The 17284-nt window shown below is 43.8% G+C and carries 13 protein-coding genes; 8 read left to right on the top strand and 5 right to left on the bottom strand.

All coding sequences use genetic code 11. The features are described 5' to 3' along the window. Positions 1-3: 3 nt before the first annotated feature. Together A1232T_RS01985 and A1232T_RS01980 are read right to left on the bottom strand one after the other, a co-directional pair. Entirely contained in the window at positions 4-3774 is a 3771-nt protein-coding gene (locus A1232T_RS01985) for a nitrate reductase subunit alpha (protein ID WP_077447801.1), read from the bottom strand. A gap of 353 nt (positions 3775-4127) precedes the next feature. Next, positions 4128-5510 (bottom strand): NarK family nitrate/nitrite MFS transporter, encoded by a 1383-nt coding sequence (locus A1232T_RS01980; protein WP_077447800.1) that lies wholly within the window; start codon positions 5508-5510, stop codon positions 4128-4130. Between the two features lie 248 nt (positions 5511-5758). Between A1232T_RS01980 and A1232T_RS01975 the strand changes: the two genes are divergently transcribed. Together A1232T_RS01975 and narL are read left to right on the top strand one after the other, a co-directional pair. Further along, positions 5759-7687, top strand: coding sequence for a type IV pili methyl-accepting chemotaxis transducer N-terminal domain-containing protein (locus tag A1232T_RS01975; protein ID WP_077447799.1), 1929 nt, complete (start codon positions 5759-5761; stop codon positions 7685-7687). 105 nt (positions 7688-7792) lie between these two features. Beyond that, positions 7793-8452: a two-component system response regulator NarL gene (gene narL, locus A1232T_RS01970; protein ID WP_077447798.1), complete on the top strand. Its 660-nt coding sequence runs from the start codon at positions 7793-7795 to the stop codon at positions 8450-8452. 95 nt (positions 8453-8547) lie between these two features. Here narL and A1232T_RS01965 read toward each other — a convergent pair whose 3' ends face one another. Then, positions 8548-10044, bottom strand: a complete 1497-nt coding sequence (locus A1232T_RS01965) for an MFS transporter (protein ID WP_077447797.1) — start codon at positions 10042-10044, stop codon at positions 8548-8550. A 344-nt stretch (positions 10045-10388) separates the two neighbouring features. Here A1232T_RS01965 and A1232T_RS01960 point away from each other — a divergent pair, with 344 nt between their 5' ends. The 4 genes from A1232T_RS01960 (at position 10389) to A1232T_RS01945 (ending at position 14596) form a co-directional block, all read left to right on the top strand. Further along, positions 10389-11447: a siderophore ABC transporter substrate-binding protein gene (locus A1232T_RS01960; protein WP_077447796.1), complete on the top strand. Its 1059-nt coding sequence runs from the start codon at positions 10389-10391 to the stop codon at positions 11445-11447. Positions 11448-11492: 45 nt separating this feature from the next. Continuing rightward, positions 11493-12590, top strand: a complete 1098-nt coding sequence (locus A1232T_RS01955) for an ABC transporter permease (protein ID WP_244152338.1) — start codon at positions 11493-11495, stop codon at positions 12588-12590. 39 nt (positions 12591-12629) lie between these two features. Then, positions 12630-13739: an iron chelate uptake ABC transporter family permease subunit gene (locus A1232T_RS01950; RefSeq protein WP_208606898.1), complete on the top strand. Its 1110-nt coding sequence runs from the start codon at positions 12630-12632 to the stop codon at positions 13737-13739. 95 nt (positions 13740-13834) lie between these two features. Further along, positions 13835-14596 (top strand): iron ABC transporter ATP-binding protein, encoded by a 762-nt coding sequence (locus tag A1232T_RS01945; protein WP_077447795.1) that lies wholly within the window; start codon positions 13835-13837, stop codon positions 14594-14596. Here the strand turns inward: A1232T_RS01945 and A1232T_RS01940 are convergent. Then, positions 14593-14934, bottom strand: a complete 342-nt coding sequence (locus A1232T_RS01940) for a DMT family transporter (protein WP_077447794.1) — start codon at positions 14932-14934, stop codon at positions 14593-14595. The two genes, A1232T_RS01945 and A1232T_RS01940, sit on opposite strands and share 4 nt — an antisense overlap. A 274-nt stretch (positions 14935-15208) precedes the next feature. Here A1232T_RS01940 and A1232T_RS01935 point away from each other — a divergent pair, with 274 nt between their 5' ends. After that, positions 15209-16729, top strand: a complete 1521-nt coding sequence (locus tag A1232T_RS01935; RefSeq protein ID WP_077447793.1) for a catalase — start codon at positions 15209-15211, stop codon at positions 16727-16729. A gap of 286 nt (positions 16730-17015) precedes the next feature. Continuing rightward, complete coding sequence (locus A1232T_RS14515) at positions 17016-17150, top strand: hypothetical protein (protein WP_279625888.1); 135 nt, start codon at positions 17016-17018, stop codon at positions 17148-17150. Here A1232T_RS14515 and A1232T_RS01930 read toward each other — a convergent pair. Continuing rightward, positions 17147-17284, bottom strand: a 138-nt coding sequence (locus A1232T_RS01930) for a zinc ribbon domain-containing protein (protein ID WP_143513935.1), incomplete at its 5' end; no start/stop codon positions are given. The two genes, A1232T_RS14515 and A1232T_RS01930, sit on opposite strands and share 4 nt — an antisense overlap.

The following is a 17284-nucleotide window of genomic DNA, read 5'->3' as shown; positions in this document are numbered from 1 at the left end:
GTCTTAACCTTCCAAAGTCGTTGGTAATGGCTGTGGTAATGAATCATCTGGCTTGTCTTCTAACCAGTCGATTTTCGACATCTTACGAACCACGACGAATTCATCACGGTTACAGCCGACGGTACCGTAGTAGTTAAAGCCGTATGATTGCTGCGCGTAGCTACCAATCATGTGCGTTGGCTTCAAGATAGTACGAGTCACTGAGTTGTGGATACCACCGCGAGTACCGGTCTGCTCAGAGCCTGGAATGTTGACCAGTTTCTCTTGTGCGTGATACATCATGGTCATGCCATCTTTCACGCGTTGACTGACAACCGCACGTGCTGTAATCGCACCGTTGACGTTAAAGACTTCAATCCAGTCGTTGTCCTCAATGCCGGCTGACTTAGCATCATTTTCTGATAACCAAACAATCGGACCACCACGGCTTAGCGTTAGCATAAGTAAGTTTTCAGAGTACGTACTGTGGATACCCCATTTTTGGTGTGGTGTTAAAAAGTTCAGTACAATCTCTTTGTTACCATTTGGCTTAGCGTCTTTCATGATGTCCGTGGTTTTGGTGTCAATCGGTGGACGATACTGCTGCATCTGCTCACCAAACGCCTGCATCCAAGGGTGATCTTGATAGAACTGCTGACGGCCAGTAATGGTACGCCAAGGAATCAGCTCATGAACGTTGGTGTAACCTGCGTTATAGCTCACGGTTTCAGACTCAAGGCCCGACCACGTTGGGCTTGAGATAATCTTACGCGGCTGAGCAACGATATCTCTAAAGCGGATTTTTTCGTGCTCACTTGCAGACGCTAAATGCGCGTGCTCACGGCCAGTAAACGCCTCTAACGCTTTCCAGCCTTTGACGGCTACTTCACCGTTGGTTTCAGGCGCTAGCATCAAGATGGTTTCTGACGCATCAATCGCAGTAAAGATTTGCGGACGACCTTCTGATACACCCGGCGTGGTCACACGGTGGTTTAAATCACCTAGGTCTTTGACTGCTTTAGTCATATCCCAGTTCAAGCCTTTTGAACCGTTACCTAGTTTCTCAAGCGCAGGACCTAACGAGGTATATTTGGCATAGGTATTAGGATAATCACGCTCAACCACTTTAATCATTGGGCAGTTTTTACCCGGTACTGGTTTCTCACCCGCTGTTTTCCAGTCAGTACCGCCAAATGGCTGTGCTAATTCACCCGGGCTGTCGTGTTGCATCGGTAGCGTGACCACATCCGTCTCAACGCCTAGGTGACCCACTGATACTTCTGAGAAAGCTTTGGCAATGCCTTTATAGATTTCCCAGTCTGTTTTTGATTCCCAAGCAGGGTCAGTTGCTGCCGTTAGTGGATGAATAAATGGATGCATGTCTGAAGTGTTCATGTCATCTTTTTCATACCAAGTTGCGGTTGGCAACACGATGTCTGAATACAAGCAAGTTGACGACATACGGAAGTCTAGGGTTACTACCAAATCAAGCTTTCCTTTTGGACCCTCTTCCACATAATCCACTTCTTTAGGACGCAAGCCACCTGGCAAGTTCTCTTCACTCATTAGGCCGTTTTTGGTGCCTAAGAAGTACTCAAGCATGTATTCATGACCTTTACCTGATGAGCCCAGTAAGTTTGAGCGCCAAATGAACATATTACGTGGGAAGTTTTGAGGATTGTCAGGTGACTCACACGCAAAGCGTAAACTGCCCTCGTGCAGTGAATCCACGACATACTCTTCAATCTCTTTACCTTGCGCTTTGGCCGCAGCCACAATAGATAGCGGGTTACGGTTTAACTGTGGCGCTGATGGTAACCAGCCCGCACGCTCGGCTTGAATGTTGTAATCAAGCATGTGCTCAGGGAAGAACTTCTTATTCACACGAGGCGATAGGATTTCGTGCGCCGATACGGTCTCATGACGCCACTGTGAGCTGTGGTTATAGAAGAAGCTTGTGCCGTTCATATGACGTGGCGGACGGTGCCAGTCTAGAGCGAACGCCAGTGGTAACCAGCCAGTCTGCGGACGTAGTTTTTCCTGACCCACATAGTGTGCCCAGCCGCCACCTGATTTACCGATACAACCACACAGCATCAGCATGTTAATCACGCCGCGGTAGTTCATATCTAGGTGATACCAGTGGTTCATGCCGGCACCGATGATAATCATCGATTTACCGTGTGTTTTGTGAGCGTTTTCCGCAAACTCACGACCCACTTGGATGACTTTTTCACGTGATAAACCAGTAATGACTTCTTGCCATGCTGGCGTGCCAGGTACGGTAGCGTCGTTATAATCGTCTGTGACATGCTCGCCGCCTAGACCGTTGTCGACACCTAAATTAGCTACGGTTAAGTCGAACACAGTTGCAACTTTGACAGTGCTTCCATCAGCTAAAGTAACCGTCTTACAAGGAATATGTTTAACTTGTAGTGCCTCACCTGGTACCGCTGTGAAGTATGGGTGCTCGGTATGACCAAAGTAGTCAAAAGTCACATCGCAAACTTCTTGCTCATCGCTATCGGTTTTTAGGCTTAGGGTTAAGTCGATGTCTTTACCGGTTGAGCCACTCTTTTGCTCTAAGTTCCACTTGCCTTTTTCACCCCAGCGATAACCAATTGAACCCAGTGGTGATACCAGCTCACCATCGTTATTTAAACCAATGGTTTTCCACTCTGGGTTATTCTCTTCACCTAAGTCATCAACTAAGTCTGACGCACGTAGATAACGGCCCGGACGGCGGCTTCCGCTCTCGTCTTCTTCTAACATGACCAATATTGGCATGTCGGTGTAACGCTTGGCGTAATCAATGAAATAATCGCTTGGCTGTTTTAGATAAAACTCTTTGATAATTACGTGACAGAATGCTTGAGCCACAGCCGCATCCGTCCCTTGTTTTGGGTTTAACCAAAGGTCGGTTAGCTTTGAGACTTCAGCATAGTCAGGCGTGATAGAGACTGTTTTGGTACCCTTATAACGCACCTCAGTGAAGAAGTGAGCGTCAGGCGTACGCGTTTGCGGTACGTTAGAGCCCCATGCGATGATGTAGTCTGAGTTGTACCAGTCTGCTGATTCAGGCACGTCAGTTTGCTCACCCCATGTCATCGGTGACGCTGGTGGTAAGTCGCAGTACCAATCATAGAATGACAAGCAAGCACCGCCGATAAGCGATAAATAACGGCTACCGGCAGCATAGCTAACCATAGACATCGCAGGAATTGGCGAGAAACCAATAATACGATCTGGACCGTAGGTTTTGGCCGTGTAAACGTTACTGGCTGCGATGATTTCGTTCACCTCGCTCCAAGTAGAGCGAATAAAGCCGCCCATACCGCGTTTTGATTTGTATTCAACGGTTTTGGCAGGGTCTTCTACGATACTGGCCCATGCATCAACTGGATCAGCGTGTTGTGCTTTGGCTGCACGCCAAAGCTTTAGTAGTGGCTTTCGCACTTTTGGATATTTAACACGGTTGGCTGAATACATATACCAGCTATAACTTGCACCACGAGGACAGCCGCGTGGTTCATGGTTTGGTAGGTCTGGGCGCGTGCGTGGATAATCGGTTTGCTGCGTCTCCCAAGTTACCAGACCGTTTTTAACAAAGATTTTCCAAGAACAAGAGCCGGTACAGTTTACGCCATGCGTAGATCTGACGACTTTGTCATACTGCCAGCGGTTACGGTAACCGTCTTCCCATCCACGAGATTCATCTCTTACTTCGCCATGACCGTCAGCGAACTCCCCTTTTTTACGTTTAAAAAAACGGAACTGGTCGAGTAAATGGCTCATATTGCTATCCTCTAGGTTAAGACTTCGATGTACAGAAAAGCTCAGAACAGCAGCCTGTATCCTTAATGCTGTCAGTGCATGAGCAATAGATATCTTTAGATGGTTTGTATTCTAGAGGTCAGCAATCAACTCCGATATCAGCTTAGATAGGCAGTCTGCTACTACTTTAGAGGTAGTAGTAAGACAGCAGACGAGGGCTAATTTTTTCTTTTTAGAAATTCAAGACACCCTACTTTTTTGTAACCAGATTTATTTTCCTCATAAAAAAACACCGCTTTAAAAGCGGTGTTTTAAAAATAGCAACAGTAAGCAGTTCTGTATCGATTAATAAATACAAGATTAACTAGCGCAATTTAGCAGGGAGCCTCAGCATTGCTGCGACTGTAATACCACCAAGTCAGCACAATACAAACTAGGTAATATGCAATCAGAGCTATGAAGGTACCATAGACACCCAGTCCTGAGCCAAACATCTTAGGAATAAAGAAGGCTCCGTAAGCGGCAACAGCAGAAGTAAAACCAACCACAGCAGCTGACTCCTTACGAATCTCAACGAACAGTGGCTCTGTACCTACTTGATTAGGATGCTCACGCTCTAAGACATTTTTAAAGATGACTGGAATCATGCGGAAGGTTGAGCCGTTACCAATACCCGTAGTGATAAACAGCACCATAAATGATACTAGATATCCCATAAAGCTACCTTCGCGGGTCTCACTGGGCAAGAAGTACATGACCGCACCCACCGCTATAACCATAATGACATAGTTCCAAAAAGTAACACGCGCCCCGCCTAGTTTATCTGCAATCCAGCCTCCTGCAGGGCGGAATAAAGCACCTACTAAAGGACCTAGGAAGGCAAACTGTAATGCATTCACATCAGGAAAGGCTTTTTTGATTAGCATAGGGAATGCTGCTGAAAAGCCAATAAACGAACCAAAAGTGGCCATATAAAGCACACACATAATCCAGTTATGCTTACGTTTAAAAATTACCGCCTGATCTTTAAAAGAAGCCTTAGCAGAAGCAATATCATTCATCAAAAACCAAGCTGCTAATGAGATCACAACAATAAAGGGGACCCATACAAAGCCAGCATTTTGTAAATACAGCTCCTTGCCACTAGCGGTTAGCTGTGGAGCACCGCCTAAGGCACCAAAAATTCCAAAGCCAATCACTAAAGGCACTACAAACTGGACAACTGACACCCCTAAATTACCTAGCCCTGCGTTTAGACCTAGGGCTGTTCCTTGTTTTTTAGCTGGGTAAAAGAAGGATATATTTGACATAGATGAGGCAAAGTTGCCGCCACCAAATCCACAAAGCAGAGCAATTATGACAAATACACTAAAAGGTGTTTCGGGGTTTTGTACTGCAAACCCCATCCATAAAGCCGGAATTAATAAAGACGCTGTAGAAATAGCGGTCCAACGTCTGCCTCCAAATATAGGAACCATAAAGGAGTAAAAAATACGTAGCGTTGCTCCTGATAATCCAGGCAATGCCGCTAACCAAAACAGCTGACCATCATCAAAGTCGAAGCCAATCTCTGGAAGATTAACAATGACCGCACTCCAAACCATCCATACCGCAAAAGCAAGCAGCAGAGCTGGAATGGAGACCCATAAATTACGGCTGGCAACTTGCTTACCCCCATTTTGCCAAAAATCTTCCATCTCAGGGCGCCAGTCAGTAATAACTCTTCCCCCTTTTAATTCCTCTTTTCGATTACTCATACTTACCTCACTAGGTGATGTTAATTAGTAACACTCACGTATATTTGTTCGATAAGTAAAAGGTAATGTAATACCCTGCTATTTAGTATGGTTATAAGGGTTTAATCCCATGGCTTAAGTGGGTAACTTGCCTTAAATCCAATTAACTACTACTTTAGGAGTATGTCAAAGCCTCAGTGGTCAGTGATAACTTATACTGCCTACTCATCTGTGTCATACTTTATCTTTACTACTAAAGCCCATTAACTATGCCCTTTAAACTCATTCCCAATACTTTTATGGTGCGAACGCCACTGGCGATTGTGCTGGTTATCCTGTTGTTTTTAGGATCAGCAATAACTAGTGGGTTTTTGGCATGGGCCGCTCAAAACGACGCCAAAGCTATCAATACTGCCGGCTCCATAAGAATGGCCACGTACCGCTTTAGCTTTTTATTGGCATCAGACTTCCATAACTCACAACAGATGGATAAGTTAATTGCAGATATGGATTATCGCCATAAGCAATTACAGCTTTATCAGCAGCAGTGGGTCAATAAAAATAAACGTATAGACGATCAGCTAAATAGAATTGAGAACCAGTGGCATCAGCAGTTGCAGCCCTTACTATTAAGTAATGATGCACAAGGGTTTTATACAGCCTCCCTACCCTATATCCACAAAGTAGATGCTGTGGTATCTCAGCTACAACACCGAAATGAGCAACGTCAAAACCAACAGCAGCTATTTCAGCTTTTGTTGCTAATATTTATGATGGGCGTCATGTTGTGGGCAGTACAAGAGCTTCGAAAAAAGGTCTTAGGGCCTATTAGAAAGCTTATGCAAGCGAAAGAGAAGTTCACTGCAGGTCAACTTGATACCCGAGTGTCAATCTCAGGCTATAGTGAATTCGAGGCTTTAGGTAACTCTTTTAATGACATGGTCAGCACCATTGAGCGAAACCATTTGTATTTACAAAGTGAAGTTGCCTCTAAGACAGCACATTTAACTAAAGCCAATAAAGTGCTGTCTTTACTGTATGATTTTGCCAAATATCTAACCACTACTCAGGTCAGTATCGTCGAGCTCAACCGCTTGATTGCCGATTTTGGCAAGATTATTCCTGAACTAGAATTCACTTTGTGTCTCAAAAACGACTTAATTGATAACAAAGATGCCATTGCTATCCACAGTAGTGCTTTAAGAGATTTATGCTCTACGCTAGACTGTGCTAGCTGTTTAATTAAGACCAATGTTTATACTGAATCTTTTGATATTCGTCATCAAAAGTCTCAGTATGGTGAATTAAGGGTTCGACCAAGATCTCTAGGAATCAGTCATCCTACAGAGCAGTCTGCCCTTGCCTCTAGATTATTCAAGGCTGAATCTGAACCTGGTCGTATTCCTTTAATAGAGGAAGACTCTCAGCTAACAGATCAAGACAGTTCAGTGACCAAGGCTCTAATTTGTGATAATAAAGAGGCCATCATCGCATTGACTAACCTAATAAGCACTGCCATGTTCTTATTACAACAACGTCAACAAGAGCATCAGATTATCTTACTTGAAGAGCGAGCAACCATTGCTCGAGAGCTGCACGACTCACTGGCTCAGTCTTTGTCTTACTTAAAAATACAAGTCACCATATTAGAAAGAAGACTACAGCACACCCATTGCGATAGTCCTGATCTCATATTGGTGACTGATTCTATCTTTAATATCAAAGAGGGACTGACCTCTGCTTATCAGCATCTACGAGACCTCTTAGTAACCTTCCGCCTAAGCTTAAATGATGACAGCTTTGATGAAGCTTTACATAACTCTGCTGATGAGTTTGCCGAAAAAGGTGGGCTAAATATTAGCGTTAACAACCAAATCATGTCCTTGAATCTAAATGCCTCAGAGCAAGTGAATGTCATTCAAATTGCCCGAGAAGCTTTGTCTAATATCTGCCGTCATGCCAATGCAAAAAATGTGCAGATTGATTTTGGTTATGTAAACCAAAGTGACGATGTACTTCTGACCATTAGCGATGATGGAAAAGGGATCTCTAATGACTATGATCAGACTCATCATCATGGTTTGATGATTATGCAAGAGCGGGCTAAAAGCTTAGGCGGTATGTTAGAAGTGACCAAAAATGAGCTTAAAGGCACGCTCGTAAAAGCACAATTTACCCCTGAGTTTTTTATCAAATAATCGAATTTAAGATGTAAGGGCTTTAATTTTAACCTTTTAAACCATGTATTAACCCATTAATTCAAACTGTTTTTACACTTTAACTTTCATTACCTGTGAGTTTTTATGTCCTCTAAAGTTTATACCTCAGCCTCTCCTGCTAAGATTCTATTGGTAGATGACCATCCTATGCTGCGCCGTGGCATGAAGGATTTATTAAATTTGGAATCTGACTTCAATGTCATTGCTGATGTAAGCAGTGGTGAGGAAGCACTGGCTTATCTTAAAGATAACGAGGTCGACTTAGTTATCTTAGATCAAAATATGCCTGGTCTTAGTGGCCTGGAGACCGTAGAGAAGATTCGTAGCCAGGGCAATCAATCAAAAATATTAATGTTTACAGTTTCTGATAGTGGAGATGATATCCATAATGCGTTAAAGCTTGGCGTTAATGGCTACTTACTAAAAGACATGCAGCCTGAACAAGTGGCTTTAGATATTCGTAAAGCCTTACGTGGTGAGCTGGTAGTCAGTTCACGGTTGGCTGCAGTACTGGCTCAAGCCCTACGCACTCCTAATCTGGATGATATCGTGAGTAACTTGACGAGTCGTGAGCTTCAAGTGGTCAAAATGATTGCTAAAGGACATAGCAATAAAATGATTGGCAATGAGCTGGGCATTTCAGAATCTACAGTTAAAGTGCACGTAAAGCATATTTTAAATAAAACCAATCTTCGTACGCGTGTTGATGTTGCAGTCTGGGCAGTCAATAGCTTGGATTTATAAACACTGCTTCGCTGATGAGGCCGAACCAAAAAAAGACACCCGTGAGGTGTCTTTTTTTTGGGATATAAGTTTTGCAATATAAAAACTATATTGATTTACTTACCAAGCTCAGCCAATCTTTCTTCTTCTGCCATCTTTATGTCTACAGAGGACATTTTGTATTCATCACCGAAGGCATCATCAGGCTCTTCTAGCCATAAGAAACAAACCAACCAAGCTACGAAGGCACCACCAGCAATGATATAAAAAAACACATTGGGCTCTACAAAGGTATAAATAAATAAGTAGAACACAGCACCCACGTTACCATAAGCACCTGCCATACCTGATATCTGACCCGTTAAACGGCGTTTAATTGATGGAATAATACCAAAAGTCGCCCCTTCTGCGCCCTGTACAAACACCGAACAACTGATGGTAAATACCACAGCAATGAATAAGGGCCAGCTTGCATTTAACATTCCCATTAAGGCAAAACCAATACCAATTCCGAACATATATACCAGCATTACCAAACGGCGGTTACCGATTCTATCTGAAATATAGCCTCCCAAAGGGCGTGCCCACAAGTTCACAAAAGCGAAAGTAGAGGCAATTAACCCTGCTGCAGTTGGATCTAACTTCCAAGTAGTAGCAAAGAACATCGGTAGCATAGATACTACGGCAAGCTCTGCTCCAAAGTTGGCGAAATAAGAGACGTTTAACGCTGCTACCGATTTAAAAGGGTATTTATCATCTTCAGGAATGCCTGCCTTGAGCATAGGGATATTGACACTCAATGCTTTATAAATTTGATATACCACCACAACAGCTATCACTGCGTAACAGATTATCGCTCCTGTTTGAGTTAAAAAACCCATATTTTGAGTGCGATAAACCAAAACACCTAGCACGCCATATAAAGGGATAGTAAACAGACAATACAACCACAAATCACGCCAGCTTGAGACCTCTAAAGCACCCGACTTTCTGGACTTTTTATGGGTATCTTCCGTGGGACCATCTGTAATTAAGAACCAATAAGCCACCCCATACAGGGCCATCAATAACCCTGACAGTGCTATCGCCCAGCGCCATCCATCGTGACCCCCAAAGAATTGTAACGCTACGGTGGGAATAGTAATAGCCGCAGCAGCCGACCCAAAGTTACCCCAGCCAGCATAAAAACCTTCAGCAAAGCCTATATCTTTGGGCTTAAACCAAAGAGCAGTCATGTGAATACCGACCACAAAGCCTGCCCCAACTATCGACATAAATAGTCTCGAGACAAACAGTTGCATCGCACTGGTCCCAAAGGCGAAGAACCAAGTAGGTATCGCCATAACCACCATCAATACTGAAAACACTCGACGTGGGCCAAACCTATCTAGCGCCATACCGACCACCACTCGGCCTGGGATGGTTAAAGCCACGTTGGCAATTAAGAATAATTTAATATGATCAGGGGTTAAATAACTTTCAGCCTCTAACATCGAAGTAGCAAGAGGCGCCATATTAAACCAAACATAGAAGGTTAGAAAAAAAGCAATCCAGGTATAATGCAGCGCTCTAATATCCCGACGCTCAAGCTCAAGCAGCTCTTTGGCATGCATGATAATTCTCCTGTGCAATTAAAAAAAGGTAAGTGAGGCTTAAGGTGGATAATCCATAAGTCACACTTACCTACAATTGCCTTCAATATACCAACCCCTATTATTAATAAATATTAAGCAAAAGCAGTACATGTGGTTAATTCCCTACTCCCTTTGGGTGATAATAAATAAAATGCTTAGACTAACTCTCAAATAGTAATAATTATCATTTACTTTTTAAATTTAGGAGCGTATTATAGCCAACAATGATTTCCCTACTCGAGGCCTGCCTCGATTTTTAGTTTATAAAAACCAGTTTAATTACTCAAAACATAATTCTTAAAAGATAAGACGCGAGTATTTTTATGATGAATACCTTTTCTGCTAACCGCTCAGCAAGCCCTTTGCCCTTAAAAGCCAAATCAGCCTTACTAACTTTAATGGTCAGTGGCTTGCTTATGGGCTGCTCCCCTCAAGAGCCTGACTCTCAAATCAACTCAACCGAGACCCAGGCACAATCCAGCGTTGATGAAACCAGTAATCAAGCTCAAGCTGACAGCACTCAACAAGTGGCCATTGAGACTACCCGCGGTAAAGTGTCCTTACCAGCAAACCCTAACCCTTTGGCCGTTTATGACATGACTTTAATGCAAGATTTGGCTGCCTTAGAAGTACCTGTAGCTGGTCTGCCTGACAACTTACATTTAGACAATCTCAAAGCGGCGGGTGCCCCAGAGAGCCAGAATATCGGTACTTTATTCGAGCCTGATATGGAAGCACTTAACCAAATGCAGCCCAAAGCCATTTTAATTGGCTCTCGTATGGCAGAAAAATATGACGCCCTTAGCAAAATGGCGCCAACTTTAGACCTGACCTTAGATACTGAAAATATTTATGAGTCTAGCAAACAGCGCTTAGCTGATTTAGGTAAGCTTTTTAACAAAGCCGATAAAGCCGCTCAGTTACAACAAGACATTGATCAAGCCATCGAGCAGGCCAAAGCCGCCAGTGCCGGTAAAGGCAGTGGCTTGGTTGTCCTAGTAAACGGCAATAAAATCTCAGCCTATGGCGAAAAATCTCGCTTTGGGTTCTTACATACCGTCTTTGATATTCCTGCTGCTGATACTCAGATTGAAGATGGCCGACATGGTCAACCCGTATCTTTTGAATACTTACAAAAAATCGATCCAGACTGGTTATTTGTGCTAGATAGAAGCTCAGCCATTGGTGAAGAAGGCGTGGGCGCAGATGCGGTATTGGACAACCCACTAATGCACCAAACTAAAGCATGGAAAAACAAGCATATTGTCTACCTAAGCCCAGACGCTTACTTGGCTTTCGGTGGTTACTATCAGTGGTTAAAAGACGCCAAGACCGTAACCGATGCTCTAAGCAAAGCTGAAACAGTTGAAAGCACTCAATAAGCGCACGCTTATCCCTCAATTTTTACAGTAAAAATAAAGACCGTTATGTTTGATTTTTCTGCCAAACCTAAAGCTCGACATGTTTTGCTATCCCCTAGGCTGCTCAACACGTTAAGTGTGCTGCTATTGGTGGCTCTAATTCTGATAAGCTTATCGCTGGGTGTGGCAGATTTTTCATGGCAAGGGCTGTGGCAAGCCTTGACTCAGCAGTCGGTCAGTAACGATTTACAGTTGTTGCTGGTTAGCCGTCTACCGCGCACATTGGCCATCATCTTGACCGGTGCTTCTTTGGCTGTGGCAGGAATGGTTTTACAAGTGGTATTAAAAAACCGCTTTGTCGATCCGTCCATGGTGGGCGCTACCCAAAGCGCAGGGCTGGGTTTACTTTTGGTCAGCTTATATTTTCCCACTAGCAGTTTATTAAGCAAAATGATGATTGCCACGTTATGCGCCATTGCCGGCATGGTACTTTTTATGCGTTTGATTAAGTACCTGCCAGCCACGGATATCTTAATGGTACCTTTGGTGGGCATAGTATTTGGTGGGATTATCGAGGCCGTTACCACCTTTATTGCTTATCAGACTGAGTCTTTGCAGATGCTGTCGGTATGGCGCTTTGGTGACTTCTCTACCATTTTGGCGGGGCGTTATGAGCTGTTGTATATGACAGGTGCTTTGGCTCTAGTGGCATACTTTTTGGCCGATAAGCTGACCATTGTAGGTCTAGGTAATGCCATTGCCATTAACTTGGGCGTCAATCGGCATTTGATGACCTGGTTTGTGATTTTGACCGTGGCGATGATTAGCGCCGTGGTGGTCGTGACCGTGGGCGCTATACCATTTGTCGGATTAGTAGTACCCAATATTATCAGTCGCTTAATGGGAGACAGTCTACGCCGCTGTTTGCCTGCCGTCGCTTTATTTGGCTCAAGCTTAGTACTGCTGTGTGATGTAATCGGCCGCAGTATCCGCTATCCTTTTGAGATCCCTGTAGCTACGGTATTTGGCGTTATTGGTGCTGCGGTATTTTTATGGCTACTATTGCGTAACCCTAAGCCAAGTCAGCCGTCCAAACCCTCACGCTCTAAGCTCATCTCAAACGCCAATCCCAACTCAAAACCGGTTACTTACAGTCAATCTTAAGCTTTATATCTCACTGACTCTTTGCCAACTAAGTTCATTATGAATTCAACCAAGCAAGCCTCCACCCCCTCTTTATCTCAGCCCTCTGCTGCTACGATGACCTATCCTAGCTCAAAGCCTATGCCATCGAACAGCAAAACCTCAGCACCTCGACCAACGAACCCTCACACCAATTTAGACATCAATCCAGGCTTGGTATTTAGCAAACCGGTGTGGCTTGCTTTGCTGGCTTTGATAATCAGTAGCGTGCTTTTTATGACCTTGCAGGCCAATGGCAACTGGGACTTTGTACTGCCGTTTCGTGGTCAAAAACTTATGTCTTTAATGATCGTGGGTTATTGTATCGGGGTGTCTACTCTCCTGTTTCAAAGTCTCACCCACAACCCCATTTTAACCCCAGCCTTATTAGGCTTTGACTCGCTATACATCCTTATTCAAAGTCTATTGGTATTCTTTTTGGGGGCGGTCAACACCTTTAATAGCCAGCCATTACTAAAGTTTGGTATTGAAGTTGTACTGATGGTGGGTGCCTCGCTACTGCTATTTAAGCTGCTTTTCGCTCGGACGCAGCAGTCTTTATCCCGATTAGTTTTAGCAGGGATTATTTTTGGGGTGCTATTCAGAAGCCTCTCAAGCTTAGTAGCGCGTCTGATTAATCCTGAAGATTTCGTGGTGATACAAGCCGCCAGCTTTGCTCAATTTAACATCACCAACAGTCATATGATGTGGCTAAGTTTCACCATTTGCATTATCAGTGCTTGGCTAATTTGGCGCTGGCGCTTTCAAGTTGATGTGCTGATGCTAGGACGTGCTGATGCCATTGGCTTAGGGGTTAATTATCAAGGGCTGACCTTGCGTTTATTGGTAATCATCTCAGTACTGGTCGCTACCGCTACCGCTTTTGTTGGTCCTATCGTATTTTTGGGCTTATTAGTCTGCGCCTTGACCAACCGCATAAGCCACAGCATGTATCACAGCGAGCGTATCGTTTTGGTCAGCTTGGTGTCCATGATTACCTTAGTACTTGGCCAAACTTTATTTGAACGGATGCTAAATATGGCCGGTGTGTTGTCAGTTGTGATTGAACTGCTCGGCGGTGTGGTCTTTATCGGCCTGATTTTAAAGCAGTATCGCAAGCAGGTGGCCTAAGTGATTAATAAACTAGCTTAGCTGCTTCTTTAATACTTACTGTTATATTTCCCTAATTTTCACCCTATTTTTATACCTGACAGCTGAATATCTTTATGATTACCATTAATAATGTAAGCCATCAAATCGATCACCACACTATCTTAAATAATATCAGCTTAAGCTTAGAGGATGAGCAAGTGATTGCGTTAATTGGGCCCAATGGGGCAGGCAAATCCACCTTGTTTAGCGTCATGTCACGCCTGCAGCAACTGCAAAGTGGTTCGGTACAGTTTGGTGAGCATGATATTGCAGATACCGATAGCAAAGTTATGGCCAAGACGGTTGCGATATTGGCGCAAAGCAATCAGCTTCAAGGAAGACTTAGGGTGGAAGAGTTACTCATGTTCGGCCGCTACCCGTATCATCAAGGCCGACCAACGACTGCTGATCATCAAAAAGTGGCGGAGGTTATTGAGAGGTTTGAGTTACAAGACTTGGCACACCGCTACTTATCTACCTTATCCGGCGGACAGCAGCAGCGGGTACTTATTGCCATGATTGTTTGCCAAGATACGCCCTATTTGCTGCTAGATGAGCCGTTAAATAACCTGGACATGTATCACTCAGGTCAACTCATGCGAGCTCTACGAAATTTGGCTCATGAGCAAAAAAAGACGGTGGTCATTGTGCTACACGATATCAACCAAGCGGCGCAATTTGCCGATACAGTGGTCATGATGAAAGCCGGCCAAGTTATTCAAACCGGCCGACCTATTGAAGTGCTTACGCAAGAGACGATTGAAAATTTATACGGGGTAAGAGCCACTGTTATTGAACATAAAGGCTATCCGGTTATTATTGATAGCCGGGTTTAACCCACTGAAGAGGAAAACAAATTTAGAACCACCACACCTGCAACAATTAAACCAATACCTACCACGGCAGCCGCATCAATGGTTTGTTTAAAGATAACTAGCCCCACAACTGCGGTTAATACAATCCCTATCCCTCCCCATAAAGCGTACGCTATGCCTAACGGTATCTCTCTTAGCGACTTGGTTAAAAAATAAAAAGAAAAAGCATACAAAACCACTGTCGCTAAAGTAGGACCTACCTTAGTAAACTCTTCAGACTTAACCAAAAATGTCGTACCTATCACTTCAAAAAGGATAGCACCTGCTAAAAAGCTATAAGCAATAAGGGTTGGAGACATAAATCTTCTGACCTGATAAAAAAGGAAACACCAAAGTAGGAAAAATCCTGATATGTTAAAAGCTAGATGGTAATACGATTAACTAAAAATGAATAGCACCAATTTTCATATATTTAATCAATCATTATATTGAAATTAATTTATTTTACAAAACATTAATTATGGGCTTTAATAGACCCAACCAAAAGAGCTGTACTTATAGATTACCTAAAATGTTAAGCGTTAATGGCTTAATAATAAAAACTATCCCGTGCCTCATCATAAGGAGATCGCAATGAGTGATAAAAAATGCCCATACGCCCCAACAAAATTAACCATGAACAATGGTGCTCCCGTTGCTGACAACCAAAACAGCTTAACCGCTGGTCCTCGTGGTCCACTACTGGCCCAAGATGTTTGGTTAAATGAAAAACTGGGCAACTTCGTACGTGAAGTGATTCCAGAGCGCCGCATGCACGCAAAAGGTTCTGGTGCTTTTGGTACATTTACCGTTACCAATGACATTACCAAATATACCCGTGCTAAGATTTTTAGCGAAGTGGGCAAAAAGACAGAAATGTTCGCCCGTTTTAGTACCGTAGCCGGTGAGCGCGGTGCAGCAGATGCCGAGCGTGACATCCGTGGCTTCGCTCTAAAATTCTACACTGAAGAAGGTAACTGGGACTTAGTGGGTAATAACACGCCAGTATTCTTCTTACGTGATCCACGCAAATTCCCTGATTTAAACAAAGCGGTTAAGCGTGACCCTCGCACTAACATGCGCTCAGCCACCAATAACTGGGACTTCTGGACTCTTCTCCCTGAGTCTTTCCACCAAGTGACCATTGTGATGAGTGATCGTGGTATCCCTGCCTCCTACCGTCATATGCACGGCTTTGGTTCACACACTTACAGCTTCTGGAATGAAGACGGCGAACGCTTCTGGGTCAAATTCCACATGCGTACTCAGCAAGGTATCAAGAACTTAACTGATGCTGAAGCCGCTGAAGTGGTCGGTATGGACCGTGAGAGCAACCAAAAAGATTTATTTGAATCTATCGAAAAAGGCGACTTCCCAAAATGGAAGATGTACGTACAGATTATGCCAGAAGAAGAGGCCGAAAAAGTACCATACCATCCGTTTGATTTAACCAAAGTTTGGCCAAAAGGTGATTATCCTTTAATTGAAGTGGGCGAATTTGAGTTAAATAAGAACTCAGATAACTATTTCTTAGATATTGAGCAGGCAGCCTTTGCTCCAAGTAATCTAGTACCCGGTATTGGCGTATCTCCTGATAAAATGCTACAAAACCGTCTAATTAACTACGCGGATGCACAGCGTTATCGTGTGGGCGTAAACAGCCATCAAATCCCAGTTAACCAGCCACGTTGCCCATATTCAAGCAATCATCGCGATGGCCTAGGTCGTGCTGATGACAACTATGGCGGTCGCCCACACTATGAGCCAAACAGCTTCCATCAGTGGGAAGAACAGCCTGAATATGCTGAGCCACCATTAAAGATTAATGGCGATGCCGCACATTGGAACTTCCGCAAAGACGATGATGACTACTTCAGTCAGCCACGTGCTTTATTCAACTTAATGAGCGATGAGCAAAAACAAGTATTATTTGACAACACAGCACGCAATATCGAGCCAACGCCGGACTTTATTAAGTACCGTCATATTCGTAACTGCTACTGGTGTGACCCTGCTTACGGTGAAGGTGTTGCCAAAGCCATTGGCTTAACGGTTGAAGACGCCCTAGCAGCGCGTGAAAGCGATCCTGCACGTCACTTAGACAGCCTGCTGTAAGCTCAATCTATACAGCTACAGTCACTATGCTATGAAGACCTATCCTTTGAAGTAACTTTATAGGCTAATTTTACAAAGCACCCTAGGGCAAACTTAGGGTGCTTTTGCTTATTTACAATAAAATGCTTTATAACCCAGCTTGTTTCTTGGCTAAAGATAGAAGTAACTGACGCCATAATTTGTGTGACGTATAATACTTACTACTTTAGCCAATTGAACACTTACTTTAGCCAATTAAATGTTTAACCCGCTTAATTCAACATCAACTTTCTAAAAAAGAGGCTGTATGTCATCGCTTGAGCTTTATTTCGATCCTACCCTTACCTCAAGACAACGTCTATTGTGCCGTATGTTTTGGACTAAGTGTAAAATTGAAGAGTTTGATGATATCGCCAAACAATTGACCTCCTCCCCTCGCTAAACCGAGGGGATTCCTACAGCTAGACGGTCAAGCCCGACCGCAAGGATGTTCTTAGCAGCATTGATATCTCTATCATGCCATGTGTCACACTCAGCACAAGCCCATCCTCTTATTCGCAAACCTGCTCTACCTTT

This window comes from Psychrobacter pasteurii (genome assembly GCF_900162815.1).
GTDB lineage: Bacteria > Pseudomonadota > Gammaproteobacteria > Pseudomonadales > Moraxellaceae > Psychrobacter > Psychrobacter pasteurii.
The sequence above is the reverse complement of the archived record's forward strand: the minus strand, read 5'-3'. Positions and strand labels throughout refer to the sequence as shown.